The sequence below is a fragment of the Duganella margarita genome, assembly GCF_009857535.1.
Lineage (GTDB): Bacteria > Pseudomonadota > Gammaproteobacteria > Burkholderiales > Burkholderiaceae_D > Rugamonas > Rugamonas margarita.
The window spans coordinates 350,054-370,085 of the sequence record NZ_WWCS01000001.1 but is presented as its reverse complement, the minus strand read 5'-3'; the positions used below and the strand labels follow the sequence as shown (position 1 = coordinate 370,085).

The 20,032-nt window shown below is 64.3% G+C and carries 17 protein-coding genes; 6 read left to right on the top strand and 11 right to left on the bottom strand.

The window, feature by feature from the left end; all coding sequences use genetic code 11:
* The first annotated feature begins 3 nt into the window (after positions 1–3).
* The gene (locus GTP55_RS01790) at positions 4–2,403 is read left to right on the top strand and encodes an ABC transporter permease (RefSeq protein WP_161043269.1); all 2,400 of its coding nucleotides are present in this window, start codon (positions 4–6) and stop codon (positions 2,401–2,403) included.
* A gap of 45 nt (positions 2,404–2,448) precedes the next feature.
* Here GTP55_RS01790 and GTP55_RS01785 read toward each other — a convergent pair whose 3' ends face one another.
* Entirely contained in the window at positions 2,449–3,309 is an 861-nt protein-coding gene (locus GTP55_RS01785; RefSeq protein ID WP_229257692.1) for an FKBP-type peptidyl-prolyl cis-trans isomerase, read from the bottom strand.
* Positions 3,310–3,424: 115 nt separating this feature from the next.
* On the bottom strand, positions 3,425–5,305 hold the full coding sequence (locus GTP55_RS01780; protein WP_161043267.1) for a potassium transporter Kup: 1,881 nt from the start codon (positions 5,303–5,305) through the stop codon (positions 3,425–3,427).
* Between the two features lie 207 nt (positions 5,306–5,512).
* Here GTP55_RS01780 and rarD point away from each other — a divergent pair, with 207 nt between their 5' ends.
* The 3 genes from rarD (at position 5,513) to ettA (ending at position 10,149) form a co-directional block, all read left to right on the top strand.
* Entirely contained in the window at positions 5,513–6,397 is an 885-nt protein-coding gene (rarD, locus tag GTP55_RS01775; RefSeq protein WP_161043266.1) for an EamA family transporter RarD, read from the top strand.
* A 66-nt stretch (positions 6,398–6,463) separates the two neighbouring features.
* Positions 6,464–8,374 (top strand): CocE/NonD family hydrolase, encoded by a 1,911-nt coding sequence (locus tag GTP55_RS01770; protein ID WP_161043265.1) that lies wholly within the window; start codon positions 6,464–6,466, stop codon positions 8,372–8,374.
* Between the two features lie 107 nt (positions 8,375–8,481).
* Positions 8,482–10,149, top strand: coding sequence for an energy-dependent translational throttle protein EttA (gene ettA / locus GTP55_RS01765; protein ID WP_110846114.1), 1,668 nt, complete (start codon positions 8,482–8,484; stop codon positions 10,147–10,149).
* A gap of 79 nt (positions 10,150–10,228) precedes the next feature.
* On the opposite strand, the gene GTP55_RS01760 is transcribed toward ettA, so the two are convergent.
* Positions 10,229–10,837, bottom strand: coding sequence for an outer membrane beta-barrel protein (locus GTP55_RS01760; RefSeq protein ID WP_161043264.1), 609 nt, complete (start codon positions 10,835–10,837; stop codon positions 10,229–10,231).
* 187 nt (positions 10,838–11,024) lie between these two features.
* The gene (locus GTP55_RS30175; protein WP_161043263.1) at positions 11,025–12,734 is read right to left on the bottom strand and encodes a methyl-accepting chemotaxis protein; all 1,710 of its coding nucleotides are present in this window, start codon (positions 12,732–12,734) and stop codon (positions 11,025–11,027) included.
* A gap of 305 nt (positions 12,735–13,039) precedes the next feature.
* Here GTP55_RS30175 and GTP55_RS01750 point away from each other — a divergent pair, with 305 nt between their 5' ends.
* Positions 13,040–13,963 carry a MerR family transcriptional regulator gene (locus tag GTP55_RS01750; protein ID WP_161043262.1) on the top strand — a complete coding sequence of 308 codons (924 nt, stop codon included), beginning with the start codon at positions 13,040–13,042 and terminating at the stop codon, positions 13,961–13,963.
* On the opposite strand, the gene GTP55_RS01745 is transcribed toward GTP55_RS01750, so the two are convergent.
* Positions 13,935–14,531, bottom strand: a complete 597-nt coding sequence (locus tag GTP55_RS01745) for an alpha-ketoglutarate-dependent dioxygenase AlkB family protein (RefSeq protein ID WP_161043261.1) — start codon at positions 14,529–14,531, stop codon at positions 13,935–13,937. The two genes, GTP55_RS01750 and GTP55_RS01745, sit on opposite strands and share 29 nt — an antisense overlap.
* A 41-nt stretch (positions 14,532–14,572) precedes the next feature.
* Here GTP55_RS01745 and GTP55_RS01740 point away from each other — a divergent pair, with 41 nt between their 5' ends.
* Positions 14,573–15,154 (top strand): putative pterin-binding protein, encoded by a 582-nt coding sequence (locus GTP55_RS01740; protein ID WP_161043260.1) that lies wholly within the window; start codon positions 14,573–14,575, stop codon positions 15,152–15,154.
* A gap of 9 nt (positions 15,155–15,163) precedes the next feature.
* Here the strand turns inward: GTP55_RS01740 and GTP55_RS01735 are convergent, their stop codons facing one another.
* The 6 genes from GTP55_RS01735 to GTP55_RS01710 all read right to left on the bottom strand — a co-directional run bounded on the left by GTP55_RS01735 (position 15,164) and on the right by GTP55_RS01710 (position 19,995).
* The gene (locus GTP55_RS01735) at positions 15,164–15,526 is read right to left on the bottom strand and encodes a hypothetical protein (RefSeq protein ID WP_161043259.1); all 363 of its coding nucleotides are present in this window, start codon (positions 15,524–15,526) and stop codon (positions 15,164–15,166) included.
* A 231-nt stretch (positions 15,527–15,757) separates the two neighbouring features.
* Positions 15,758–16,585: a Rossmann-like and DUF2520 domain-containing protein gene (locus GTP55_RS01730; protein ID WP_161043258.1), complete on the bottom strand. Its 828-nt coding sequence runs from the start codon at positions 16,583–16,585 to the stop codon at positions 15,758–15,760.
* A complete protein-coding gene (locus GTP55_RS01725; RefSeq protein WP_161043257.1) occupies positions 16,585–17,160 on the bottom strand; it encodes a DUF924 family protein in 576 nt (191 codons plus the stop codon). The genes GTP55_RS01730 and GTP55_RS01725 overlap by 1 nt, the downstream gene beginning before the upstream one ends.
* A gap of 1 nt (position 17,161) precedes the next feature.
* Entirely contained in the window at positions 17,162–17,908 is a 747-nt protein-coding gene (locus GTP55_RS01720) for an MgtC/SapB family protein (protein WP_161043256.1), read from the bottom strand.
* Between the two features lie 24 nt (positions 17,909–17,932).
* Entirely contained in the window at positions 17,933–18,184 is a 252-nt protein-coding gene (locus GTP55_RS01715; RefSeq protein ID WP_161043255.1) for a hypothetical protein, read from the bottom strand.
* Positions 18,181–19,995, bottom strand: a complete 1,815-nt coding sequence (locus GTP55_RS01710) for an aminopeptidase P family protein (RefSeq protein WP_161043254.1) — start codon at positions 19,993–19,995, stop codon at positions 18,181–18,183. The genes GTP55_RS01715 and GTP55_RS01710 overlap by 4 nt, the downstream gene beginning before the upstream one ends.
* Positions 19,996–20,032: the final 37 nt, after the last annotated feature.

Here is a 20,032-nt window from a genome sequence, read left to right as displayed (position 1 = left end):
GCGATGAAAAATTTTCGTCTCGGCTTGCGCCTGCTGCTCCGCCAGCCTTTCAATACCGCCGTCGAACTGTTCGGCCTCGCCGCCGGTTTCGCGGTATGCTTTCTGCTGACGGCTTTTGTGTACTATTCCTTCAGCTACGACCGCGATGTGCCGCAGCGCGAGCGCGTGTTCGTCATCAAGCACCGGCTGAACTTTATCCCGCAGCCGCAGTGGATGGAGTACACGCCATTCGCGCTGCGCGAGGTGGCGCTGCGCAGCGGCCTGCCGCTGCAGGCGAGCGTCTGGTGGCCCAGCAAGGCGCTGCTGAACCAGAATGGCGAGCTGCGCGAGATTGACATCACCGCTGTTGATCCGGCATTCGAGCAGATCGCCGGGCTGCATGCGCTGCAAGGCGATCTGCGGCAGGCGCTGGCCACGCCCGACGGCCTGGCGCTGACGCGGCAGGCGGCACTGCAATTGCTGGGCACCAGCCAGGCGCTCGGCCGCACCGTCGTCGTCAACCAGCAAGTGCTTCAGGTACGCGCCATCCTGCCGGACCGGCCGTCCGCCAGTACCATGCAGTTCGGCGCACTGGTCGGCATCGGCAGCACGCTCTGGTCTGAAAAGGAGCGCCAGCAGGTGTTGTCCAACTGGATGGGCATCGCCGGCCGCATTTACGTAAAAACCGACGCCAACCCGCAGGCGCTGCAAAAGGCGCTGCAGGACGTCATCGACAAGGCGCCATGGGATAACCTGGCGACACCTGAAATGAAGGCGACGCTGGCCGCGCGCAAGATGGTGGATATCGGGCTTGGACCGTTGAGCGAGGCTTATTTCGACCGCAGCGTCGCCAACACCATGGGCGCCGGCCCGCGCGGCGACATGCGCATGGTGCTGGCGCTTGGCCTGGCCGGTTTGCTGATCCTGCTGCTGGCGGTGGTCAACCACATCAATCTGGCGACGGTGCGCACCTTCGGCCGCCAGCGCGAGATCGCCATGCGCCGCGTACTTGGAGCCAGCACGCGCCAGCTGCTGGTGCAGTTCATGGCCGAGGCCATGCTGCTGTCGACCACCGCCGCCGCACTGGGCCTGCTGCTGGCGTGGCTGCTGCTGCCGCTGGCGTCGGAACTGCTGCAACGTCCTCTGGATGGCGTGTTCACGCCGTTGGCGGCCGGCGCCGGGCTACTGTTAGGCGCGATCGTAGGGGCGTTGTCGGGCTGGTATCCCGGCTGGCTGGCGCATGGCGTGGACATGCGCACTACGCTGGCGCAGCGCGGCGGCGAAACGTCCGGCGGCGCGTGGTTGCGGCGTGCACTGACCGCGCTGCAGTTTGCCGCCGCCATCGGCATGGGAAGCATTGCGCTGGCGATCCTGTGGCAAACCCAGTTTGCCACCTCCGCTTCTCCTGGCTTCGATCCGGCGCCGCTGCTGACGGCGGAACTGCCGGTCGACGTCAACGACCCCGCTGGTCGCGCCTTCCGCGATGCGCTGGCGCAGCTGCCCGGCGTCACCGGCGTGGCCGACAGCAGCGACCTGCCGGGCCGCGACGACCATACCGGTACCCGCGGCAGCATGACCGTCAAGCGCAACGACGGCAGCGACGTCGGCATCTCGGTGCATTGGATAGGCGCCTCGTTCTTCCAGGTGTACGGCCTGCAGCCGCTGGCCGGACGCTTGTTCGACCCGCGCATCGAGCAGGCGGCAAGCAAGGGCGAGGAAAGCGTGATACTCAACCAGGCGGCGGTGCGCGCATTGGGCTGGGCCTCGGCGCGCGAGGCGGTGGGGCAGCGTATCTACGGCACCCAGACGCGGATCGTCGGCGTGGCGCCAGATCTGCGCTGGGAAACCTTGCGCGACCCGGTGCAGCCGATCATGTATTCGCTGTCGACCAACAGCCGGCTGCTGACGGTGCGCGTGCAAGGCCCAACCGACGCGGTGGAGCAGGCCATGCTGAACACGTGGCAGCGCTACTTTCCCACCCGTCCGCCGGTGGTACGACATGCGGCCAGCTACTACGCGCAAGCGTATGCGGACGATGTGCGGCTGGCGCACCTGCTGGCCTGTGCGACGGCGGTGGTGCTGGTGCTGGCGGCGTTTGGCATCTATGTGCTGGCGGCGCACAGCGTGCAACGGCGCGCGCGCGAAATCGTGCTGCGCAAGCTGCATGGCGCCGGCCGCGCGGCGATTGCGGCGCTGGTGGGCCGCGAATTTGCGCTGCTGACGGCGGTGGCGGCGCTGATCGCGCTGCCGCCGGCCTGGCTGACGATTGCGCGCTATCTGGCGCCGTTTGCCGAGCACTCGCCGCTGGGTGGATGGGCGCCGCTGGTGGCGCTGGTGCTGGTGCTGCTGGTGGTGGCGGCAGCCACCGCGCGCCATACCTGGTCGGCGATGCGCATCGCGCCCGCGCAGGCGCTGCGCCAATAAAAAAAGGGCAGCCACTGGCTGCCCTTTTTTACATGTGTAATACGCTTATGGCGACGAAACCAGCGTGACGTCGAATACCAGCGCCGAATTGGCCGGAATCGCCACGCCGTAGCGTGCATTTCCGGCTTTCGCGGTAGCGCCGTAGGCCAGGTTGGCCGGGATGATGATAGTACGCGTGCCGTTCAGTTGCATGCCGATCACACCAGTGCTGAAGCCGGAGATGACGCCGGTGCCGCCGGTGACGAATTGCAGCAAGGTGTCCCCGGTAGCAGTGTTGTCGTCGAACTTGGCGCCTTTGAATGTGCTGCGGGTGCCGTCATACAGCCAGCCGGTGTAGCGCACGCTCACGGTCTGGCCGCTGACCACCGCAGTGCCGGTGCCGGTGGTGACGTCAATGGTTTTCAGGTCGGTCGCCGGCACGTTAGGAATGACGACCTGCGGGCTGACGTTGACCATCACGAAGTCGTACACCAGCGGTGCATTGGCCGTGATAGCGGCGTACTTGATGTTGTTGACCGTTTGCGCATCCCGGGTGTTGGCGCCATAGGCCAGGTTGGCCGGCATGATCGCGGTGCGCTTGCCGCCCGCCTGCATGCCGATCAGCGTCTGGTCCCAGCCGGTCAGCATCAAGCCCACGCCAACGGTGGCGGTGAAGGTGGTGCCGATATCGACCGAGCTTTCGATTTTTTCGCCCTTGAAGTCGGACTTGGTGGAGTCATACAGGTAACCGACATAGGTGAAGGTGACCAGATCACCCGCCACGGCCGCGCGGCCGGTGCCGACCGCGGTTTCAGTCATCTTGTAGGCCGGCTGGACAACCACTACCGGCTTCGGCGTCTTATCCCCACCGCCACCGCAAGCGGCCAGCACCGCTGCGCACACCGCAACGGCGAATAATTTCAACATCGCTTTCATATTTACCTTTGATCGAATTCGTATAGTCGGTAGGTCCCGGCGCAGAAGTTTATCAGACGTCGGCACTTACACTCCCGGCACTACATTCAGTTACATTATTTTGTATTCAAATTTCCACTTGCGTGCCAAGTTCAATCACGCGGTTGGGAGGAATCTGGTAGTAGTCGGCGGCGCCGCGCGCATTGCGCGACATCGCCACAAACAGGTGCTCGCGCCAGGTCGCCATGCCGGAGCCCGGCGTCGAAATCACCGTCTGGCGGGCGATGAAGAACGATGTCTCCATCATCTCGAACGGCAGGCCAAGGCATTCGCACAGCGCCAGCACCTTCGGAATATCCGGTTCGTCCTTGAAGCCGTAGTAGACGTTCAACTGGTAGCACTGGTGGCCCAGGTCCGTCACCTTGACCTGTTCATCCTCGGGCACCCACGGCTCTTCCACCACGTGCACGGTGAAGAACACCACCCGTTCATGCAGCACCTTGTTGTGCGACAGGTTGTGCAGCAGCGCGTGCGGCACGCCGTCGCTCTCGCCGCGCAGGAAGATGGCGGTGCCGTAGACGCGGGTCGGCGGCGCCACAAACAGCGAGGACAGGAAGTCTTCCAGCGGAATCGCGTGCTTCTGCAGATTCTCGAACACCAGTTCGCGGCCGCGCTTCCAGGTCAGCATCACGGTGAACAGGATGGAACCCAGCAGCAGCGGGAACCAGCCGCCGTGGAACAGCTTCAGCGTGCTGGCCGAGAACAGCGCGATGTCGATCGCGATGAAGAAGCCGGTGGCAGCGAAGCACAGCGCCAGCGGCAAATGCCAGCGGTAGCGGATCACGAAGAAGGTCAGGAAGGTGGTGGCCAGCATGGTGGCGGTGACCGCGATGCCGTAGGCGCCGGCCAGCTTGTCCGACGAGCCGAAGCCCACCACCGCCAGCAGCACCACCGCCAGTTGCAGCCAGTTGACGGCCGGGATGTAGATCTGGCCGATCTCGCTGGCCGAGGTGTGCAGGATGCGCATGCGCGGCAGCAGGCCGAGGGCGATGGCCTGCTTGGTCATCGAGAAGGTGCCGGAGATGGTGGCCTGCGAGGCGATCACCGCCGCCAGCGTCGACAGCACCACCAGCGGGTACACGCTCCACTCGCCCAGCTGGTGGAAGAAGGGATTCGATACCGCGTCGGGACGGGTCAGCAGCAGCGCGCCCTGGCCCAGGTAGTTCAGCGCCAGCGCCGGGAACACGATCAGGAACCAGGCGGCGCGGATCGGCTTCTTGCCGAAGTGGCCCATGTCCGCATACAGCGCCTCGGCGCCGGTCAGCGACAGCACCACCGCGCCCAGCGCGACGAAGGCGATCATGCGGTTTTCGTACATGAAGCGCAGCGCATGATAGGGATTGAGCGCGTACAGGATCTGCGGCGCTTCGACGATGTTGACCAGGCCCATGACGGCCAGCGCGGCAAACCACACCACCATGATCGGGCCGAAGAAGCGGCCGATGCCGGCGGTGCCGTGGCGCTGCATGGCGTACAGCGTGATCAGCACGATGATGGTCAGCGGCACGATGTACTGTTCCAGTCCGGTCGCCGCCACTTCCAGGCCCTCGATCGCGCCCAGCACCGAAATCGCCGGGGTGATCACCGAGTCGCCGTAGAACATGGTGGCGCCGAAGACGCCCAGCAGCATCAGCGGATAGTGCCAGCGCGGCGCCGCCTTGGTGACCGAATTGAGCGCCAATGCCATCAGCGCCATGATGCCGCCTTCGCCGCGGTTATCGGCGCGCAGCACCAGCGTCACGTATTTCAGCGACACGATCAGCGTCAGGCCCCAGAAAATCAGCGAAATGATGCCCAGCAGATTGCCTTCGCTCAGCGCCAGGCCGTGCTCGGGATCGAAGATGGTTTTGAGGGTGTAGAGGGGACTGGTACCGATGTCGCCATAAACGATGCCGACAGCCGCCAGCGTGAGTGCCGCGAGACTGCTTTTCTTGTGTTGCTCGGTCAAGATTGCACCTGTTGTTGTTTTGGTGCATTGCACAATAGGTCAAGACTTTGCAAAAGGCAAGGAGATTTTGGCATAAGAAATCGTTCAAAACGGTCAATACCGTGAGTGTACGCCGCCACGGACGCGAGCGCGAGTGCGGCCGCCAGCGGAGCGGACACAGATGGGAGATAATGTCAGACTGTCCACACCTTTTAGCCGATCCGCCCCATGAACTTAGGTATTCTGTACGCCACGCTCGCGTTCTTTTGCTGGGGCCTGTTCCCGTTGTATTTCCATGCCCTCGACGAGGTGCCGCCGCAGGAAATCCTCGCCCATCGCATGCTGTGGTCGCTGTTGTTCCTGGCGATCGTGCTGACCGTGCGCCAGCAATGGAAATGGCTGCCCAAGGTGTTGCGCCAGCCGCGCATCCTGGCCAGCTTTGTCGCCAGCGCGCTGCTGCTGACCGCCAACTGGTTCATCTATATCTGGTCGGTCAACAACGGCCACGTCATCGACGCCAGCCTCGGCTATTTCATCAATCCGCTGATCAACGTGCTGCTGGGGCTGGTGGTGCTGAAGGAGAAATTGCGCCGCGGCCAGTGGATCGCCATGGCGGTGGCCGCCAGCGGCGTGGCCTGGCTGACCTGGCAGGCCGGCGAACTGCCGTGGATTGCCTTGATTTTAGGCCTCACCTTCGGCGGCTACGGCCTGCTGCGCAAGACCGCCGCGCTGGCGGCGCTGGAAGGCTTGTCGCTGGAAACCATGATTCTGTTCCCGCTGGCGCTGGTGTATGTGCTGTGGCTCAGCTGGCACGGCCACAACGCCTTCCTGAATACGCCGCACGACAGCACCCGCTGGCTGCTGGCCGCCGCCGGGCCGATCACGGCGATTCCGCTGCTGCTGTTTGCCGCCGGCGCGCGCAAGATTCCGATGGCGGTGCTGGGGCTGATCCAGTATCTGTCGCCGACCATGCAGGCGCTGCTGGGCGTGTGGGTGTTCCACGAAGCCTTCCCTGCCGCCCGGCTGGCCGGCTTCCTGGTCATCTGGACAGCCTTGATCCTGTACGTGCTGGAGGGGCTGTGGGTCAGCCGGCGAAATCGCGCGCCCGCCTGACGCCAATGCAGGCTGTCTGGTCTACAATTGAACGACTTTCCACACAGTACTTAAAGGGCCTGCGGCATGCGTAATCATCTTCTCCCCCTCCTCCTCACCACGGCACTGGCCGCCAACGCGGCGCTGGCGCAGACGCCGGACGCGTCCATGATCCAGCTCGGCAGCGATATCCCGGCCAAATGGAAAGCCCCGGAGGAAGCCTACAACTACGTGCGGCGCGAGGTGATGATACCGATGCGCGACGGCGTCAAGCTGCATACCGTGATCATGGTGCCGAACGGCGCGCGCGAGCTGCCGATGCTGCTGGAACGCACCCCGTACGATGCCGAGGGCTTTGCGCAGAAAGGCCCGCTGAATTTGCGCGACGCGGTGCGCTCGGCCAACCGCGAATGGGCCGACGACGGCTATATCCTGGTGTACCAGGACATCCGCGGCAAGTACGGCTCGGAAGGCAAGTATGTGATGACGCGCCCGCCGATCGGCCCGCTCAACACCACCAAGACCGATGACACCACCGACGCCTGGGACACCATCGAGTGGCTGACGAAGAACGTCAAGGAAAGCAATCAGCGGGTCGGCATGATCGGCTCGTCCTACGACGGCTGGACCGTCACCATGGCGCTGCGCGACCCGCACCCGGCGCTGAAGGTGGCGGCGCCGGAAAGCCCGATGGTCGACGGCTGGATGGGCGACGACTGGTTCCACTACGGCGCCTTCCGTCAGGTCAACCTCGATTATTTCTCCGGCCAGACCAGCAAGACCGGCAAGGGCAGCACTGTGCCGCGTCCCGGCGCCGACGATTACCAGACCTTCCTCGACGCCGGTACCGCCGGCAACTGGGCCAGGCAGCACGGTTTCGACCAGCTGGGCTTCTGGAACCGCCTGGCGGCCCATCCGTCGTACGACGCCTTCTGGCAGTTACAGGCAGTGGACAAGATGATGACCGCCAAGCCGTCCAGCGTGCCGACCATGTGGCTGCAAGGCCTGTGGGACCAGGAAGACATGTACGGCGCCATCACCGCCTGGGAAGCGCTGAAGGCCAAGGGCAAGGCCGGCAATAACCACCTGGTGATGGGGCCGTGGTATCACAGCCAGATCAACCGCGCCGCCGAGCGCCTGGGTCCGCTCAAGTGGAATGGCGACACCGCCGCCGATTTCCGCCGCGACGTGCTGATCCCGTTCTTCAACACCTATCTGAAGGACCGCAAGCCGGCCGAACCGCTGGCGCCGGTGATGATCTTCAACGCCGCCAACAAGCAATGGGACAAGTTCGCCGACTGGCCGGGCACCACCCAGCTGACGCCGCTGTACCTGCAAGCCGACAGCGGCCTGGCGTTCCAGGCGGCGCCGGCCGGCGAGGACAGCTATGTTTCCGATCCGGCCAAGCCGGTGCCGTTCCTGGCGCCGCCGGTCAGCTTTGCCGACCACGACCGCTGGACCACCTGGCTGCTGCAGGACCAGCGCGCGGTGGCCACCCGCACCGATGTGCTGTCGTACCAGACGCCGGTGCTGACCGCGCCGGTCACGCTGCAAGGCGCGCCGATGGCCGATATCTTCGCCAAGACCACCGGCACCGACGGCGACTTCGTCGTCAAGCTGATCGACGTGTTCCCGCCGTTTGTGGCCGAGCAGCCGGAAATGGGCGGCTACCAGCTGGCGATCAGCCAGGACATCTTCCGCGGCCGCTACCGCCAGAGCTTTGAGCATCCGACGGCGATTCCGGCCGGCGTGGTGCAGGAATACAAATTCCGCCTGCCAACCGTGAATTACGTGTTCAAGCCGGGCCACCGCATCATGGTGCAGATCCAGTCGTCGCAGTTCCCGCTGTATGACCGCAATCCGCAGACTTTCGTGCCGAATATCTTCTTCGCCAAACCGCAAGATTTCCAGAAAGCGACGATCTCGGTGCAGCGCGGCGCGGCCGGCGCCAGCTCGGTCCTGCTGCCGGTGGTGCCGGCCAGCACCGCGCTGAAATAAAGCGCTGCGGCGATGGCGCACGCGTGCCGCCTGGCCGGCGGCGCGCCTATAATGCACGCCATCGCCTGTACAATCAGCATTGTTTATTTTTTTAGAAAGCCTCAGTAATGGCCAATTACGTCTACACCATGAATCGCGTGGGCAAAATCGTCCCGCCCAAACGCCAGATCCTGAAAGATATCTCGCTGTCCTTCTTCCCGGGCGCCAAGATCGGCGTACTGGGCCTGAACGGCTCGGGCAAGTCCACCCTGCTGAAAATCATGGCAGGCATCGACACCGACATTCAGGGCGAAGCGCGCCCGATGCCGGGCCTGAACATCGGCTACCTGCCGCAGGAACCGCAGCTGGACCCGGAAAAAACCGTGCGCCAGGAAGTGGAATCCGGCCTGGGCGAAGCCTTTGAAGCGCAAGCCAAGCTGGACGCCGTGTACGCCGCCTACGCCGACGAAGACGCCGACTTCGACGCGCTGGCCGCCGAGCAGGCGCGCCTGGAAGCGATCATCTCGTCGTCCGACGGCGGCAACCTGAATCTGCAGCTGGAAATGGCCGCCGACGCGCTGCGCCTGCCGCCATGGGACGCCAAGGTCGGCATCCTGTCCGGTGGTGAAAAGCGCCGCGTGGCGCTGTGCAAGCTGCTGCTGTCCAAGCCGGACATGCTGCTGCTCGACGAACCAACCAATCACCTGGATGCGGAATCGGTCGAATGGCTGGAGCAGTTCCTGCTGCGCTTCCCGGGCACCGTGGTCGGCATCACCCACGATCGCTACTTCCTCGACAACGCCGCCGAGTGGATTCTGGAACTGGACCGTGGCCATGGCATTCCATGGAAAGGCAACTACTCGTCGTGGCTGGATCAGAAGCAGGACCGCCTGAAGCAGGAAGAAGCCACCGAATCGGCGCGCCAGCGCGCGCTGCAAAAAGAACTGGAATGGTCGCGTCAGAATCCGAAGGCGCGCCAGGCCAAATCGAAAGCCCGTCTGGCCCGCTTCAACGAGCTGAGCGAGTACGAATACCAGAAGCGCAACGAGACCCAGGAGATTTTCATCCCTGTGGCCGAGCGTCTGGGCAATGAAGTGATCGAATTCAAGAACGTGTCGAAAGGCTTCGGCGACCGCCTGCTGCTGGACAATGTGTCGTTCACCATTCCGCCGGGCGCCATCGTCGGCATCATCGGCCCGAACGGCGCCGGTAAATCGACGCTGTTCAAGATGATCGCCGGCCTGGATCAGCCGGACAGCGGTGAAGTGGTGATCGGCCAGACCGCGCGCGTGTCGCTGGTCGACCAGAATCGCGACAAGCTGCAAGATGCCAAGACCGTGTTTGAAGACGTCTCCGGCGGCGCCGACATCCTCAGCGTGGGCCGCTTCGAAATGCCGTCGCGCGCCTACCTGGGCCGCTTCAACTTCAAGGGCGGCGACCAGCAGAAGATCGTTGGCAACCTGTCCGGTGGTGAGCGCGGCCGCCTGCATCTGGCCAAGACGCTGCTCAAGGGCGGCAACGTCCTGCTGCTGGATGAACCGTCAAACGATCTGGACATCGAAACCCTGCGTGCGCTGGAAGATGCGCTGCTGGAATTCGCCGGTTCCGTGATGGTGATTTCGCACGATCGCTGGTTCCTGGACCGTATCGCCACCCACATCCTGGCATTCGAAGGCAACTCGCAAGTCACCTTCTTCGACGGCAACTACCAGGAGTACGAAGCCGACAAGAAGAAACGCCTGGGTGAAGAAGGCGCCAAGCCAAAACGCATCCGCTACAAGCCGCTGACCAACTAATCAGCCTGGCTGAGGTCTGCTGCACAGCAAAAAGCCGGACCTGCGTGAGCAGGCCCGGCTTTTTTACACTGCGGTGCGCTTAGAAGTTGTAGCGCAGGCCGGCGGTAACGGCGCCGGCTTTACGGCCGGTGTCGATGTCGCTCTTGCCGTAGTTCTCATATTCCAGCGAGACTTTGACGTTCTTGTTGATGGCGTACTCGCCACCAACCGAAGCGTACAGCGCGGTTTTGTTGTCGCTGCCGTTCACCGAGGCGATGCCCGAGGTGGTCACTTCGTTGTGGTTGCGGGCCACACCCAGCTTGCCGAATACGGCGAAGTCACGGGCCACTGGCCAGGTGCCTTTACCCGCCACATAGTACGAGTGCGCGTCGGTGTTCAGGCCGCCGGCGGCGCCGTTCTGCGTGTAGTTGTAGCTGCGTTTACCGAAGTCGGTGTAACCGGCTTCCACTGCCCAGGTGTTGTCGATGTTATAGCCACCATAGATCTTGCCAGCTGCCTTGGTACCGCTGTGGTTGTCGCCACTGACGGCGCCGGCGCCGACGGAATCGCCGAAGTCATAACGGCTACCAACCACGCCTGCACCGATGTAACCGGTGCCGGCTGCATCCTGGGTATTGGATTGGGCGAAAGCTGCGGAACCACTCAAAGCGGCGGCGGAAGCGACTAAAGCAAAGATAATTTTTTTCATGATTTTGATCTTTCAGCAAAATGGTTGAAGCGGGACTTGCTTGGGATCGCAGTTGCTATTGAATTGCGATGTATCCAAGATAGCACTCCCGCCAACCAACGTCACGGCCGAATTAGTAAGAAGTGTGACGAGATGTAAGCCAAATGATCATTGGGAAATTTCAAGATGCGCCAAACTTAAGGATAGCTTAAAATTCCTCCCAATCGCTTGCCGATTCTTTAACAACAGACTTGGCGGGCGCCGGCCGGGCCAGTTTGGGCGCCGGTTTGGCCGCCACCCGCACCGGCGGACGCGGACTGAGACGCGGCGCCGCCGGCGCGGCCGTGCCTGAACGGCCTGGCGCTACGCGGAACACGCTGACCAGTTCGGCCAGCTTGCGGGCCTGATCCTGCATCGCCTCCGACGCCGCCGCCGATTCCTCGACCAGCGCGGCGTTCTGCTGCGTGACCTGGTCCATCTGTACGATGGCCTGGTTGATCTGCTCGATGCCGGTGGTCTGTTCGCCGCTGGCGGCCTGGATGTCGGCCATGATGTCGGTCACGCGCTGGATGCTGGCGACGATTTCGCGCATCGTCACGCCGGCCTCGTCCACCTGACGCGCGCCGTCACCGACCTTGCTCACCGACTCGTCGATCAGCTGCTTGATTTCCTTGGCGGCGGTGGCCGAGCGTTGCGCCAGCGTGCGCACTTCCGACGCCACCACTGCGAAGCCGCGGCCCTGTTCGCCCGCGCGGGCTGCCTCCACCGCCGCGTTCAACGCCAGGATGTTGGTCTGGAACGCGATGCCATCGATGACGCCGATGATGTCGGCGATCTTGCCGGACGACGCGTTGATCGCGCTCATGGTGCCGATCACCTCGTTGACCACGGCGCCGCCCTTCTGCGCCACGCTCGAGGCCGACCGCGCCAGTTCGTTGGCCTGGCGCGCATGGTCGGCGTTGGCGCGCACGGTGGAGGTGAGTTCCTCCATCGACGAGGCGGTCTCTTCCAGCGCGCCGGCCTGCTCCTCGGTGCGGGACGACAGGTCCTGCGTGCCGCTGGCAATCTGCGCCGAGGCGGTGGCGATGGTGTCGGTGCCGCTGCGCACCTGGCCGACGATGCCGCCCAGGCTGTCGCGCATGTGCTTCATGGCGAACAGCACACTGCTTTGGTCGTTCTGGCCGAGGGCGACGTCCACCGTCAGGTCGCCGCCGGCAATCTTGCCGGCCACTTCGGCGGCGTACGACGGTTCGCCGCCGAGCTGGCGGGTCAGGCTGCGCGTGATCAGCACACCAAGGCCGACGCCCAGCACCAGGCTGCCGATCACCAGGCAGGCCATCAGCATCTCGCTGGAGCGGAACAGCGCCTTGGTTTCAGCGGCCTTGTCGCTGGCGCGCTTCTCCTTGATCTTGGTCATGGCGGTCAGCATGTCGTCCAGCACGTTGGCCTGGCTGCGTGCGTTGGTGAGCAGTTGGGTCAGCTCCGGACTGCGTTGCTGCAAGGGCTCCGCCTCGGCGCGATCCAGCGCCGTGCCCAGCAGCTGCCGGTACTGCTGGGTTTCGCGGGCATAATCGGCCAGCAATTTCTTCGCCTCCGGCGTCACAAACAACGGCGCGGCCCGGGCCAGGTAATCGTCGATCACCTTCAGATAATTCGTGATGTCCTTGCGGTGGCCCGCACGCTCGGCTTCCGTCGTGGCCAGCAGAAAATTGCCACGCGAGCGGCCCACGTAAATCAGGTTGATGTTGGCTTCCTTGATGTATGACAGGCCCAGCAGGTCATCGGTGTACATCGTCTCGGCCATGTCATTGATGCGGCCCATACTGACGATGCCGATGCCGGCCACCAACGCGCCCAGCACTGCGACACAGATAAACCCTGCTATCAGTTTGGAACTGACTTTCATACTCTTCAACATAGATGCTCCTCGGCGATAAGCTGCAATCAGCAGGTTGGTCCAACATACCAGCTAGGACGGCGCTTGTGTCGACGCCGCGCGGCATGCCCGCCGCTTCAACCTGCGCCATGGCCGCCATCGTTCTGAACAAAGGTGCCGGGTGGCATTACCGCAGTGGTGTGTGCGCCGTTTGTTCAGAACAAACGCGGCAGGCGCCGAAACATCTTTTTTTGGGCAATTTCGATGACTGTCAGTTCGGCCCAACAAAACCATGCGCGCGCCCACTGCCCGGGGCGCGCAGTACACTGGTGCAAACAGGAGCGCGCATGACCACCTTGATGCCCATCGGCGATGTCGAACGTCACACTGGCATTCCGCAAGCCACGCTGCGCATGTGGGAGCGCCGCTACGGCTTTCCCCGCCCGCTACGCGACGAGTTCGGTCACCGCGTCTATCCCCCCCACCAGGTCGAGCGGCTGTTGAACATTCGCCGCCTGATGGCGCAGGGCCATCGCGCCGGCAAACTGCTCAGCGGCGGCGGCGCCGACCTGGCGGCGCTGACCGACCAGCAAGGCGCGCAGGAGCGCCCGCGCCATGTGGCCATCCAGCTGCTGCGCCAGTACCGCTTTGACGAATTCCGCAACCTGCTGCAGCTGCGCCTGATGTCGCTCGGCTTGCGCCGCTTCGTCATCGACATCCTGGCGCCGCTCAACGTCGAGGTCGGTGAGGCGTGGCAGCACGGCTGGCTGCCGGTGCGGTGCGAACATGCGTACAGCGTGCAGGTGGCGATGCTGATCCAGAACGCGCTGGCCACGCTGCGCACCGCCAGCGGCCGGCCATTGGTCATGCTGGCCACGCCGCATGGCGAACATCACGCCCTGGGCAACCTGATGGTGCAGGCGATATTGGCCAGCATGGCCGCGCCCTGCATCCAGCTCGGCACCGAACTGCCCATGCATGAGATCGAGGAAGGCGCGCGGGAATGCGGCGCCGACATCGTGGCGCTATCGTTCAGCTCCTTTAGCGCCCGCAAGCATGTGGCGCATACCCTGGGCAGCCTGCGCGCCGCGCTGCCGCCATCGGTGGAGGTATGGGCTGGCGGCAGCGGCGTGCCGGCCGACCTGCCGGCGCCGGCCGGCGTACGCGTATTCAACGCGCTGGAGCCGGTCGAGCAGGCGGTGGCCGACTGGCGCCGGCGGCATGGCGCGGAAGCGCCACCGCTCAGGCAATCAGCCGAAAGGTCAGGTTGATGCGCGGCCCGCGCGGCGTGCGTTCCTTGTTGATGCCGTGCAGCCAGTGTTGTTGCAGCGTTCCCGCCATCAGCAGCAGGCAGCCGTCGCCCAGCGCCAGCTTGATGGTCTTCGGCAGCGTGCGGTGCTTGAGGATGAAGGTGCGCGGCGCGCCAAAGCTGACCGAGGCGACCGCCGGATCGGGGCCCAGTTCGCGCTCGTCGTCGGCGTGGAAGCCCATGCTGTCGCGCTCGTCGCGGTAGTAGTTGAGCAGCACGCTGTTGAAGCGCCGGCCGGTGACCTGCTCGACCACCTGCTTGATGTGCAGCTGGAGCGGCGTAAACGGCAGCGGATGGAAGGTCTTGCCCGAATAGCGGTAGCTGGCCTCGCCATGCCAGGCCGACAGCCGCGGCTGCATGTGCAGCTTGCCCCACACCTGGATCTGCTCTGCGCGCCAGTCGGTTTCGGCCAACAGGCGGCGCATCACCTCGTCCGGCGCCAGGTCCAGCGCCAGGCGCTGCTGGAACCACAGTTCGCCATCGTCGATGGGGATGGGCGTGAAGGCGGAGTCGTCGGCAAATAAGTCCATGCGCGGTATGATACCGGACCACGCAATCAAGGAGTTTTCGCATGCACAAACGCCAGTTTCTGGGCACCGCCGCGCTGGCCGGCGTGTCCGCCACCCTCAGCTTGCCGGCGCGCGCCGCCGCCGACAACGGCCCCACCCTGCTGACCGTGACGGGCGCGATCAGCAAGCCCAACCGAGGCAAGCTCGATCCGGTGCGCGATCAGATGATGTACAAGCAAAAGCTCAGCTTCGAGCGCGCGCATGGCTTCGACTACGCGGCGCTGAACGCGCTGCCGGCCATCGCCATCAAGCCGACGCTGGAATACGACGCCAAACCGCACGGCCTGAGCGGCCCGCTGCTGGTGGACGTGATGAAGGCGGCCGGCGCCACTCTGCATGGCACGACCAGGCTGGTGCTGCGCGCGGTGGATGGTTTTGCGGTGACGGTAACGGTGGCCCAGGCCACGGCGCAGCGCTACATCGTCGCCACCCATCTGGATGGCGCGCCGATGGCGTTAGGCGGGCTGGGACCACTGTGGGCGGTGTACGATGCGGACAAGGTGGCCGAGATGGCCGCCAAACCGCTAGCGGAGCGGTTTGGCTTGTGCCCGTGGGGCTTGTATCACATCGATGTGCAGGCCTAAACGCAGCCTTTAGGCGTAGGCTTCGGCCAGGCTCATGACGCGTGGCGCGATGGTGATGCCGATGCCGCCGAACAGCGCGGTAATGGCGGCCATATTGGCTTCCAGTTCATCGGCCTTCCAGCCTTCGAACAGATCGGTGCCGGCTTTCTGGAAATGCAGGTCCAATACCTTGCCGCGGTCCTTGTGGGTATAGCCGCCGCTATACGTTTGCTTGAAGCCGAGCGCGGCCAACTGGGCCAGCACCTCGGCAGGAGGATTGTCCGGATCGGTGGCCAGGAACACGCCGAAGGTCTTGCCAGGCGGTTTGGCGGCAATGTCTACATCGTAGATGCCAGGCGCTTTTGTGACGGTTGTACTTTTCAGAAATAACATGTTCTTACCCCTACTATCCAAATTGGCGCCGGTTAGCTTGCAGATTGATTCTTATAGAAAACATTCTAAGAAACAAGCTTATTGCTAATCGCGGCATTTGTCGACTGATCCCGGTACTTATTTGTGAATTCGTGTCATTACAACTGCAACCAGCTTGTCCCGGACAACAAGGCTAACTAGTTGAAATATAGTTGTTAAGTAGTAATTTGCAAGAAGATACGCGAGGAAGCCCTATTTCTGCCGCTTTCTGGCGGCCAATGCTGTGGTCGGACCGACAAGAGCCTGATACAACGCTCCGGTGTCGGCGTCCCACTGGCTGACAGCCTGCTGCTGGCGGGCCACGGTCGCCAGGTCGCCACGCGCGATCGGTCCGCTCAATGCCGCCGCCGCGCCGAGCCGGAACACATTCGCCATCGATTCACTGGCCAGCGGCTGCGCCAGCTGCCGCGCCACCGGTTCCGGAATGCCGGCCGCCTGGTAGGCGCGCAGCGCCGCGTCCAGCACCGTCACCAGGTAATTACTGGCAAACACCGCCGCCGCGTGGTACACGGTTTTGGCCGACGCGTCGATCGGCACCGGCTGCGCGCCGATCGCCTGCAAGGCCGGGGTCAGCACCACCAACGCGCCGGGGTCGCCCTCGATGCCGCAGAAAGTGCCTGAAAATTGGGCAGCCACCGCCCCCGGATCGGCAAAGCTGCGGATCGGGTGCACGCTGGCCACCAGTGCGCCGGCGTCGCGCGCCGCGCCCAACTGGTCGGACGCCAGCGCGCCGCTGCAATGGAATACGATGCTGTCCTTGAGCGGCACGGCGCGCGCCAGCGCCGCACTGGCGGCGACGATCTGGTCGTCGCCGACTGCCAGCACATGCACCGCCGCCGGCTGCAGCTGCGCGTAAGCCGTCGCCACGCTGCCGGCGCCGATGAAGTCGACCGCCTGCTGCGCCGACGCCGCAGAGCGCGTCAGCACCTGCTGGATGCGAAAGCCGCCCTGTTGCGCCCACAACCGTCCGAACACGCGGCCCACATGGCCGGCGCCGATCAGATTCAATGCAGGCGCCATCAGAACCCCGATCCAGGCTGCTTGAGAAACTCCAGTTCGGACAGCGTCGATTCGCGCTGCAAAATCTCGTTACGATGCGGGAAGCGGCCAAAGCGGCGGATCACCCGCTCGTGGCGCACCGCGTAATCCAGCATGCCGGCAATGCCCTGATTGCCTGGTTGCGCCTCGGCCAGGCGCGTAAACAGCGCGACGGCCTGTTGCTGCATGGCGATATCCTCGGCATGCTCCAGCGGCAGGTAGACGAAGGCGCGCTCGAACGGCGCCAGCGCCTGGTCCTCGCCGGCGTCGATCATGTCCAGCGCCGCCTGCAACGCCTGGTGGTCGCCTGCGAACGCCAGCGGCGTGCCGCGATACACATTGCGGCAGAACTGGTCCAGCACCAGAATGCGCGCCAGCGCCGCCTGCGGTCCTTCGGCGTCCCAGTGATGCAGGCCGCCTTCCAGCGCCTGTTCGATCTCGGCGCCGAAGCGCTGGGCGATCTCGCGGTCGAAGGCGTCGTCCTTTTGAAACCACGCCTTGCGCGGCAGTTCGCCGGCAAACCAGAAATCGAATATTGCCTGTGCTTGTGCGTTCATATCAGTTGCGCGCGTGCGTCAGTTGATAGCTATGGATGCCTTCGAATTCGGCCAGCTCCGCCGACAGCACCGCCATCGGCGCGCCACTGCGCTTGCTGAAGGCGATGGCGACGAAGCGCCACTCCTGCATGCCGCCGTCATTGCCGATCATCAGCGAGCCGCCGGCGATCTCGTAGCCGCGCTGCCCGGCCATGGCCCTGAGCGCCGGCTCCTGCGGCTTGTAGCCGGCCTTGAAGCGCATGGTGATGGCGATGGCGTGACGCGACGGCAGCCACGCCTCCAGCCGCGTCAGGAAGATCATCGAACCGGCGCACAGCACGGCCAGGCCCATGGCGCCGGCATAAAAGCCCACCCCCACCATCACGCCGATCACCGACGAGGCCCAGATCGACGCCGCCGTAGTCAGGCCGCTGATGTTGAAGCCTTCGCGCATGATCACGCCGGCGCCAAGGAAGCCGATGCCGGTGACGATGCCCTGAACGATACGGGTCGGATCGGAACTGATCAGGTACTGCGACACATGGCCGCCGAACCAGTGCGCCGGATAGCCGCCGATGACGGTCAGGCCGGCCGACGCCATGCACACCAGGCCATAGGTGCGCATGCCGGCGGCGCGGCCGTGGTACGAGCGTTCGTAGCCCACCATCAGTCCCAGTGCCAACGCGCCCAGCAAATTCAGCAGAATCACCGCATTGGTGGCCAGTTCGGAATGCGACCAATAAGCGGACAGAAAATCGAATGCGGGCATGGGAAGCCTTATTTTATTTTGACGTTATTTTTTAACCAGCTGCTTTTCGAAGGCGATATCCAGTTTGCTCATGCGCTTGGGCGCTTCCGGGGCGATGGTCTTGACGAAGGCGACGAACTCGTCGAGCTCCATCGGTGGGCACAGCGGCGGATTGCCGGCGCCGTCGGACAGGAAGAAGTGGCCGCTGCCGGTCACCGACATCGAATATTTTTCATTGCCGGTGCGGCGTTTCAGGCGGTCGACCGCCGTGGTGGCGCGGGTGGCGCGTGCGCTCATAATGTCTCCGTTCGTTGTACAAGCCATGCCAGCGCGTCGCCGGACAGCAAGGGCGACAGGCGCTTGCGCACCGTCGCGTGGTAATCGTTCAGCCAGCGCTTTTCGTCATCGCGCAGCAGCGTGGGTTCAATGCAGCGGGTATCGATCGGGCACAGGGTCAGCGTCTCAAAATTGAGAAACTCGCCGAACTCGGTGTGGCCGGCGCTGCGGTTCAGCACCAGGTTCTCGATGCGGATGCCCCAGCGGCCCGGCCGGTACAAGCCCGGTTCAATCGACGTGATCATACCCGGCTCCATCGCGGTCTGGGGCTCCGGCATGGCCGATGGTGAAATCGATTGTGGCCCTTCGTGCACATTCAGGAAGTAGCCGACGCCGTGACCGGTGCCGTGGCCGTAGTCCAGGCCTTCGGCCCACAGCGGTGCGCGGGCGATGGCGTCCAGCATCGGCGACCTGGTGCCGCGCGGGAAGCGGGTGGCCGACAAGGCGATCATCGCCTTCAGCACCAGCGTGACATCGCGACGGTGCTCGTCGCCGATGCGGCCGACCGCCACCACGCGGGTGATGTCGGTGGTGCCGCCCAAATACTGGCCGCCGGAATCAATCAGCAGCAGGCCGTTGCCTTCAATGGTGGCGTGGCGGGCGGCGGTGGCGCGGTAATGCATGATCGCGCCGTTGGCGCCAAAGCCGGCGATGGTGGCAAAACTGGGGCTGACGAAGCCGGGACGGCGCGCGCGGGCGGCGGTGATCTGCTGGTCGATATCGACTTCGGTCAGCGGCGCGCGGTCCGGGTTGGCCAGCGTCTGATCCAGCCAGGTGAAGAATTCGCACAGCGCGGCGCCGTCCTGCTCCATGGCGGCGCGCACGTGGATGGCGTCCTGTTCGCTCTTGCGCGACTTGGCCAGCGTGGTCGGGTTGATCGCCTCGATCACTTTGACCTTGGCCGGAATCCACTGGCGCGTGCCGTGGGTGACGCGGCGCGGGTCGAGCAGCAGCGTGCTGTCGGCCGGCAGCGCGGCCAGGGCTGCGGCGGCCGAGTCGTATGGCGCGACGTCGATGCCTTCATCGGCCAGCGCTGCGCGCAGCTCGGGCGAGACTTTGCCGTCGGCGACGTACAGCGTGGCGCGGGTGGGCGTCACCAGCGCGTGCGACAGGAAAATCGGATTGAAGTTGACGTCGGCGCCGCGCAAGTTGAACAAATAGGCAATATCGTCCAGCGTCGAGATCAGGTGGCGGTTGGCGCCGGCCTGCTGCAGGGCGCCGCGCAAATCGGCCAATTTGCCGCTGCGGCTTTTCGACGCGTACGGCGGCAGGTGCTCGAACACCGGCGCCGTCGGCAGCGCGGGGCGGTCCTGCCACACCTGTTGCAGCAAATCGAGGTCGGTGCGCAGCGTGACGTCTTTGGCGTCCAGCGCGGTTTGCAGCAGACGGGCGATGGCCAGGCCGAGCACGGCGCCGTCGACCGCCAGCGTCTGGCCGGATTTCAGGTGGCTTGCCAGCCAGTCAACATATTGCACGCTGGCGCCGGAGGTCAGCTTCATCAGCTGGATGCCGGTTTCGGCCAGTTGCTGTTCGGCCTGGGTCCAGTAGCGGGCATCGGTCCACAGGCCGGCGAATTCCGGCGTGACGATGAGGGTGCCGACCGAGCCGGTAAATCCGGAGGCCCATTCGCGGCCCTGCCAGCGCTCGGGCAGGTATTCGGACAGGTGCGGATCGGCGGACGGGATCATCAGCGCATCGATATGCGCCTGACGCATCGCCGCCCGTAACAGCGCCAGGCGCTCGGCGACTTGGGAGGGGTCTGGAGTATTCATGGGGAAAGACCTAAATAGTTGGTCCCATGATACCGCG

Bases quoted from the DNA above. Each gene is read 5' to 3' on its own strand.
- GTP55_RS01790 (WP_161043269.1), top strand. From the start codon at position 4: ATGAAAAATTTTCGTCTCGGCTTGCGCCTGCTGCTCCGCCAGCCTTTC.
- GTP55_RS01785 (WP_229257692.1), bottom strand. From the start codon at position 3,309: ATGTTGAAATTATTCGCCGTTGCGGTGTGCGCAGCGGTGCTGGCCGCT.
- rarD (WP_161043266.1), top strand. From the start codon at position 5,513: ATGAACTTAGGTATTCTGTACGCCACGCTCGCGTTCTTTTGCTGGGGC.
- GTP55_RS01770 (WP_161043265.1), top strand. From the start codon at position 6,464: ATGCGTAATCATCTTCTCCCCCTCCTCCTCACCACGGCACTGGCCGCC.
- ettA (WP_110846114.1), top strand. From the start codon at position 8,482: ATGGCCAATTACGTCTACACCATGAATCGCGTGGGCAAAATCGTCCCG.
- GTP55_RS01760 (WP_161043264.1), bottom strand. From the start codon at position 10,837: ATGAAAAAAATTATCTTTGCTTTAGTCGCTTCCGCCGCCGCTTTGAGT.
- GTP55_RS30175 (WP_161043263.1), bottom strand. From the start codon at position 12,734: ATGTTGAAGAGTATGAAAGTCAGTTCCAAACTGATAGCAGGGTTTATC.
- GTP55_RS01750 (WP_161043262.1), top strand. From the start codon at position 13,040: ATGACCACCTTGATGCCCATCGGCGATGTCGAACGTCACACTGGCATT.
- GTP55_RS01745 (WP_161043261.1), bottom strand. From the start codon at position 14,531: ATGGACTTATTTGCCGACGACTCCGCCTTCACGCCCATCCCCATCGAC.
- GTP55_RS01740 (WP_161043260.1), top strand. From the start codon at position 14,573: ATGCACAAACGCCAGTTTCTGGGCACCGCCGCGCTGGCCGGCGTGTCC.
- GTP55_RS01735 (WP_161043259.1), bottom strand. From the start codon at position 15,526: ATGTTATTTCTGAAAAGTACAACCGTCACAAAAGCGCCTGGCATCTAC.
- GTP55_RS01730 (WP_161043258.1), bottom strand. From the start codon at position 16,585: ATGGCGCCTGCATTGAATCTGATCGGCGCCGGCCATGTGGGCCGCGTG.
- GTP55_RS01725 (WP_161043257.1), bottom strand. From the start codon at position 17,160: ATGAACGCACAAGCACAGGCAATATTCGATTTCTGGTTTGCCGGCGAA.
- GTP55_RS01720 (WP_161043256.1), bottom strand. From the start codon at position 17,908: ATGCCCGCATTCGATTTTCTGTCCGCTTATTGGTCGCATTCCGAACTG.
- GTP55_RS01715 (WP_161043255.1), bottom strand. From the start codon at position 18,184: ATGAGCGCACGCGCCACCCGCGCCACCACGGCGGTCGACCGCCTGAAA.
- GTP55_RS01710 (WP_161043254.1), bottom strand. From the start codon at position 19,995: ATGAATACTCCAGACCCCTCCCAAGTCGCCGAGCGCCTGGCGCTGTTA.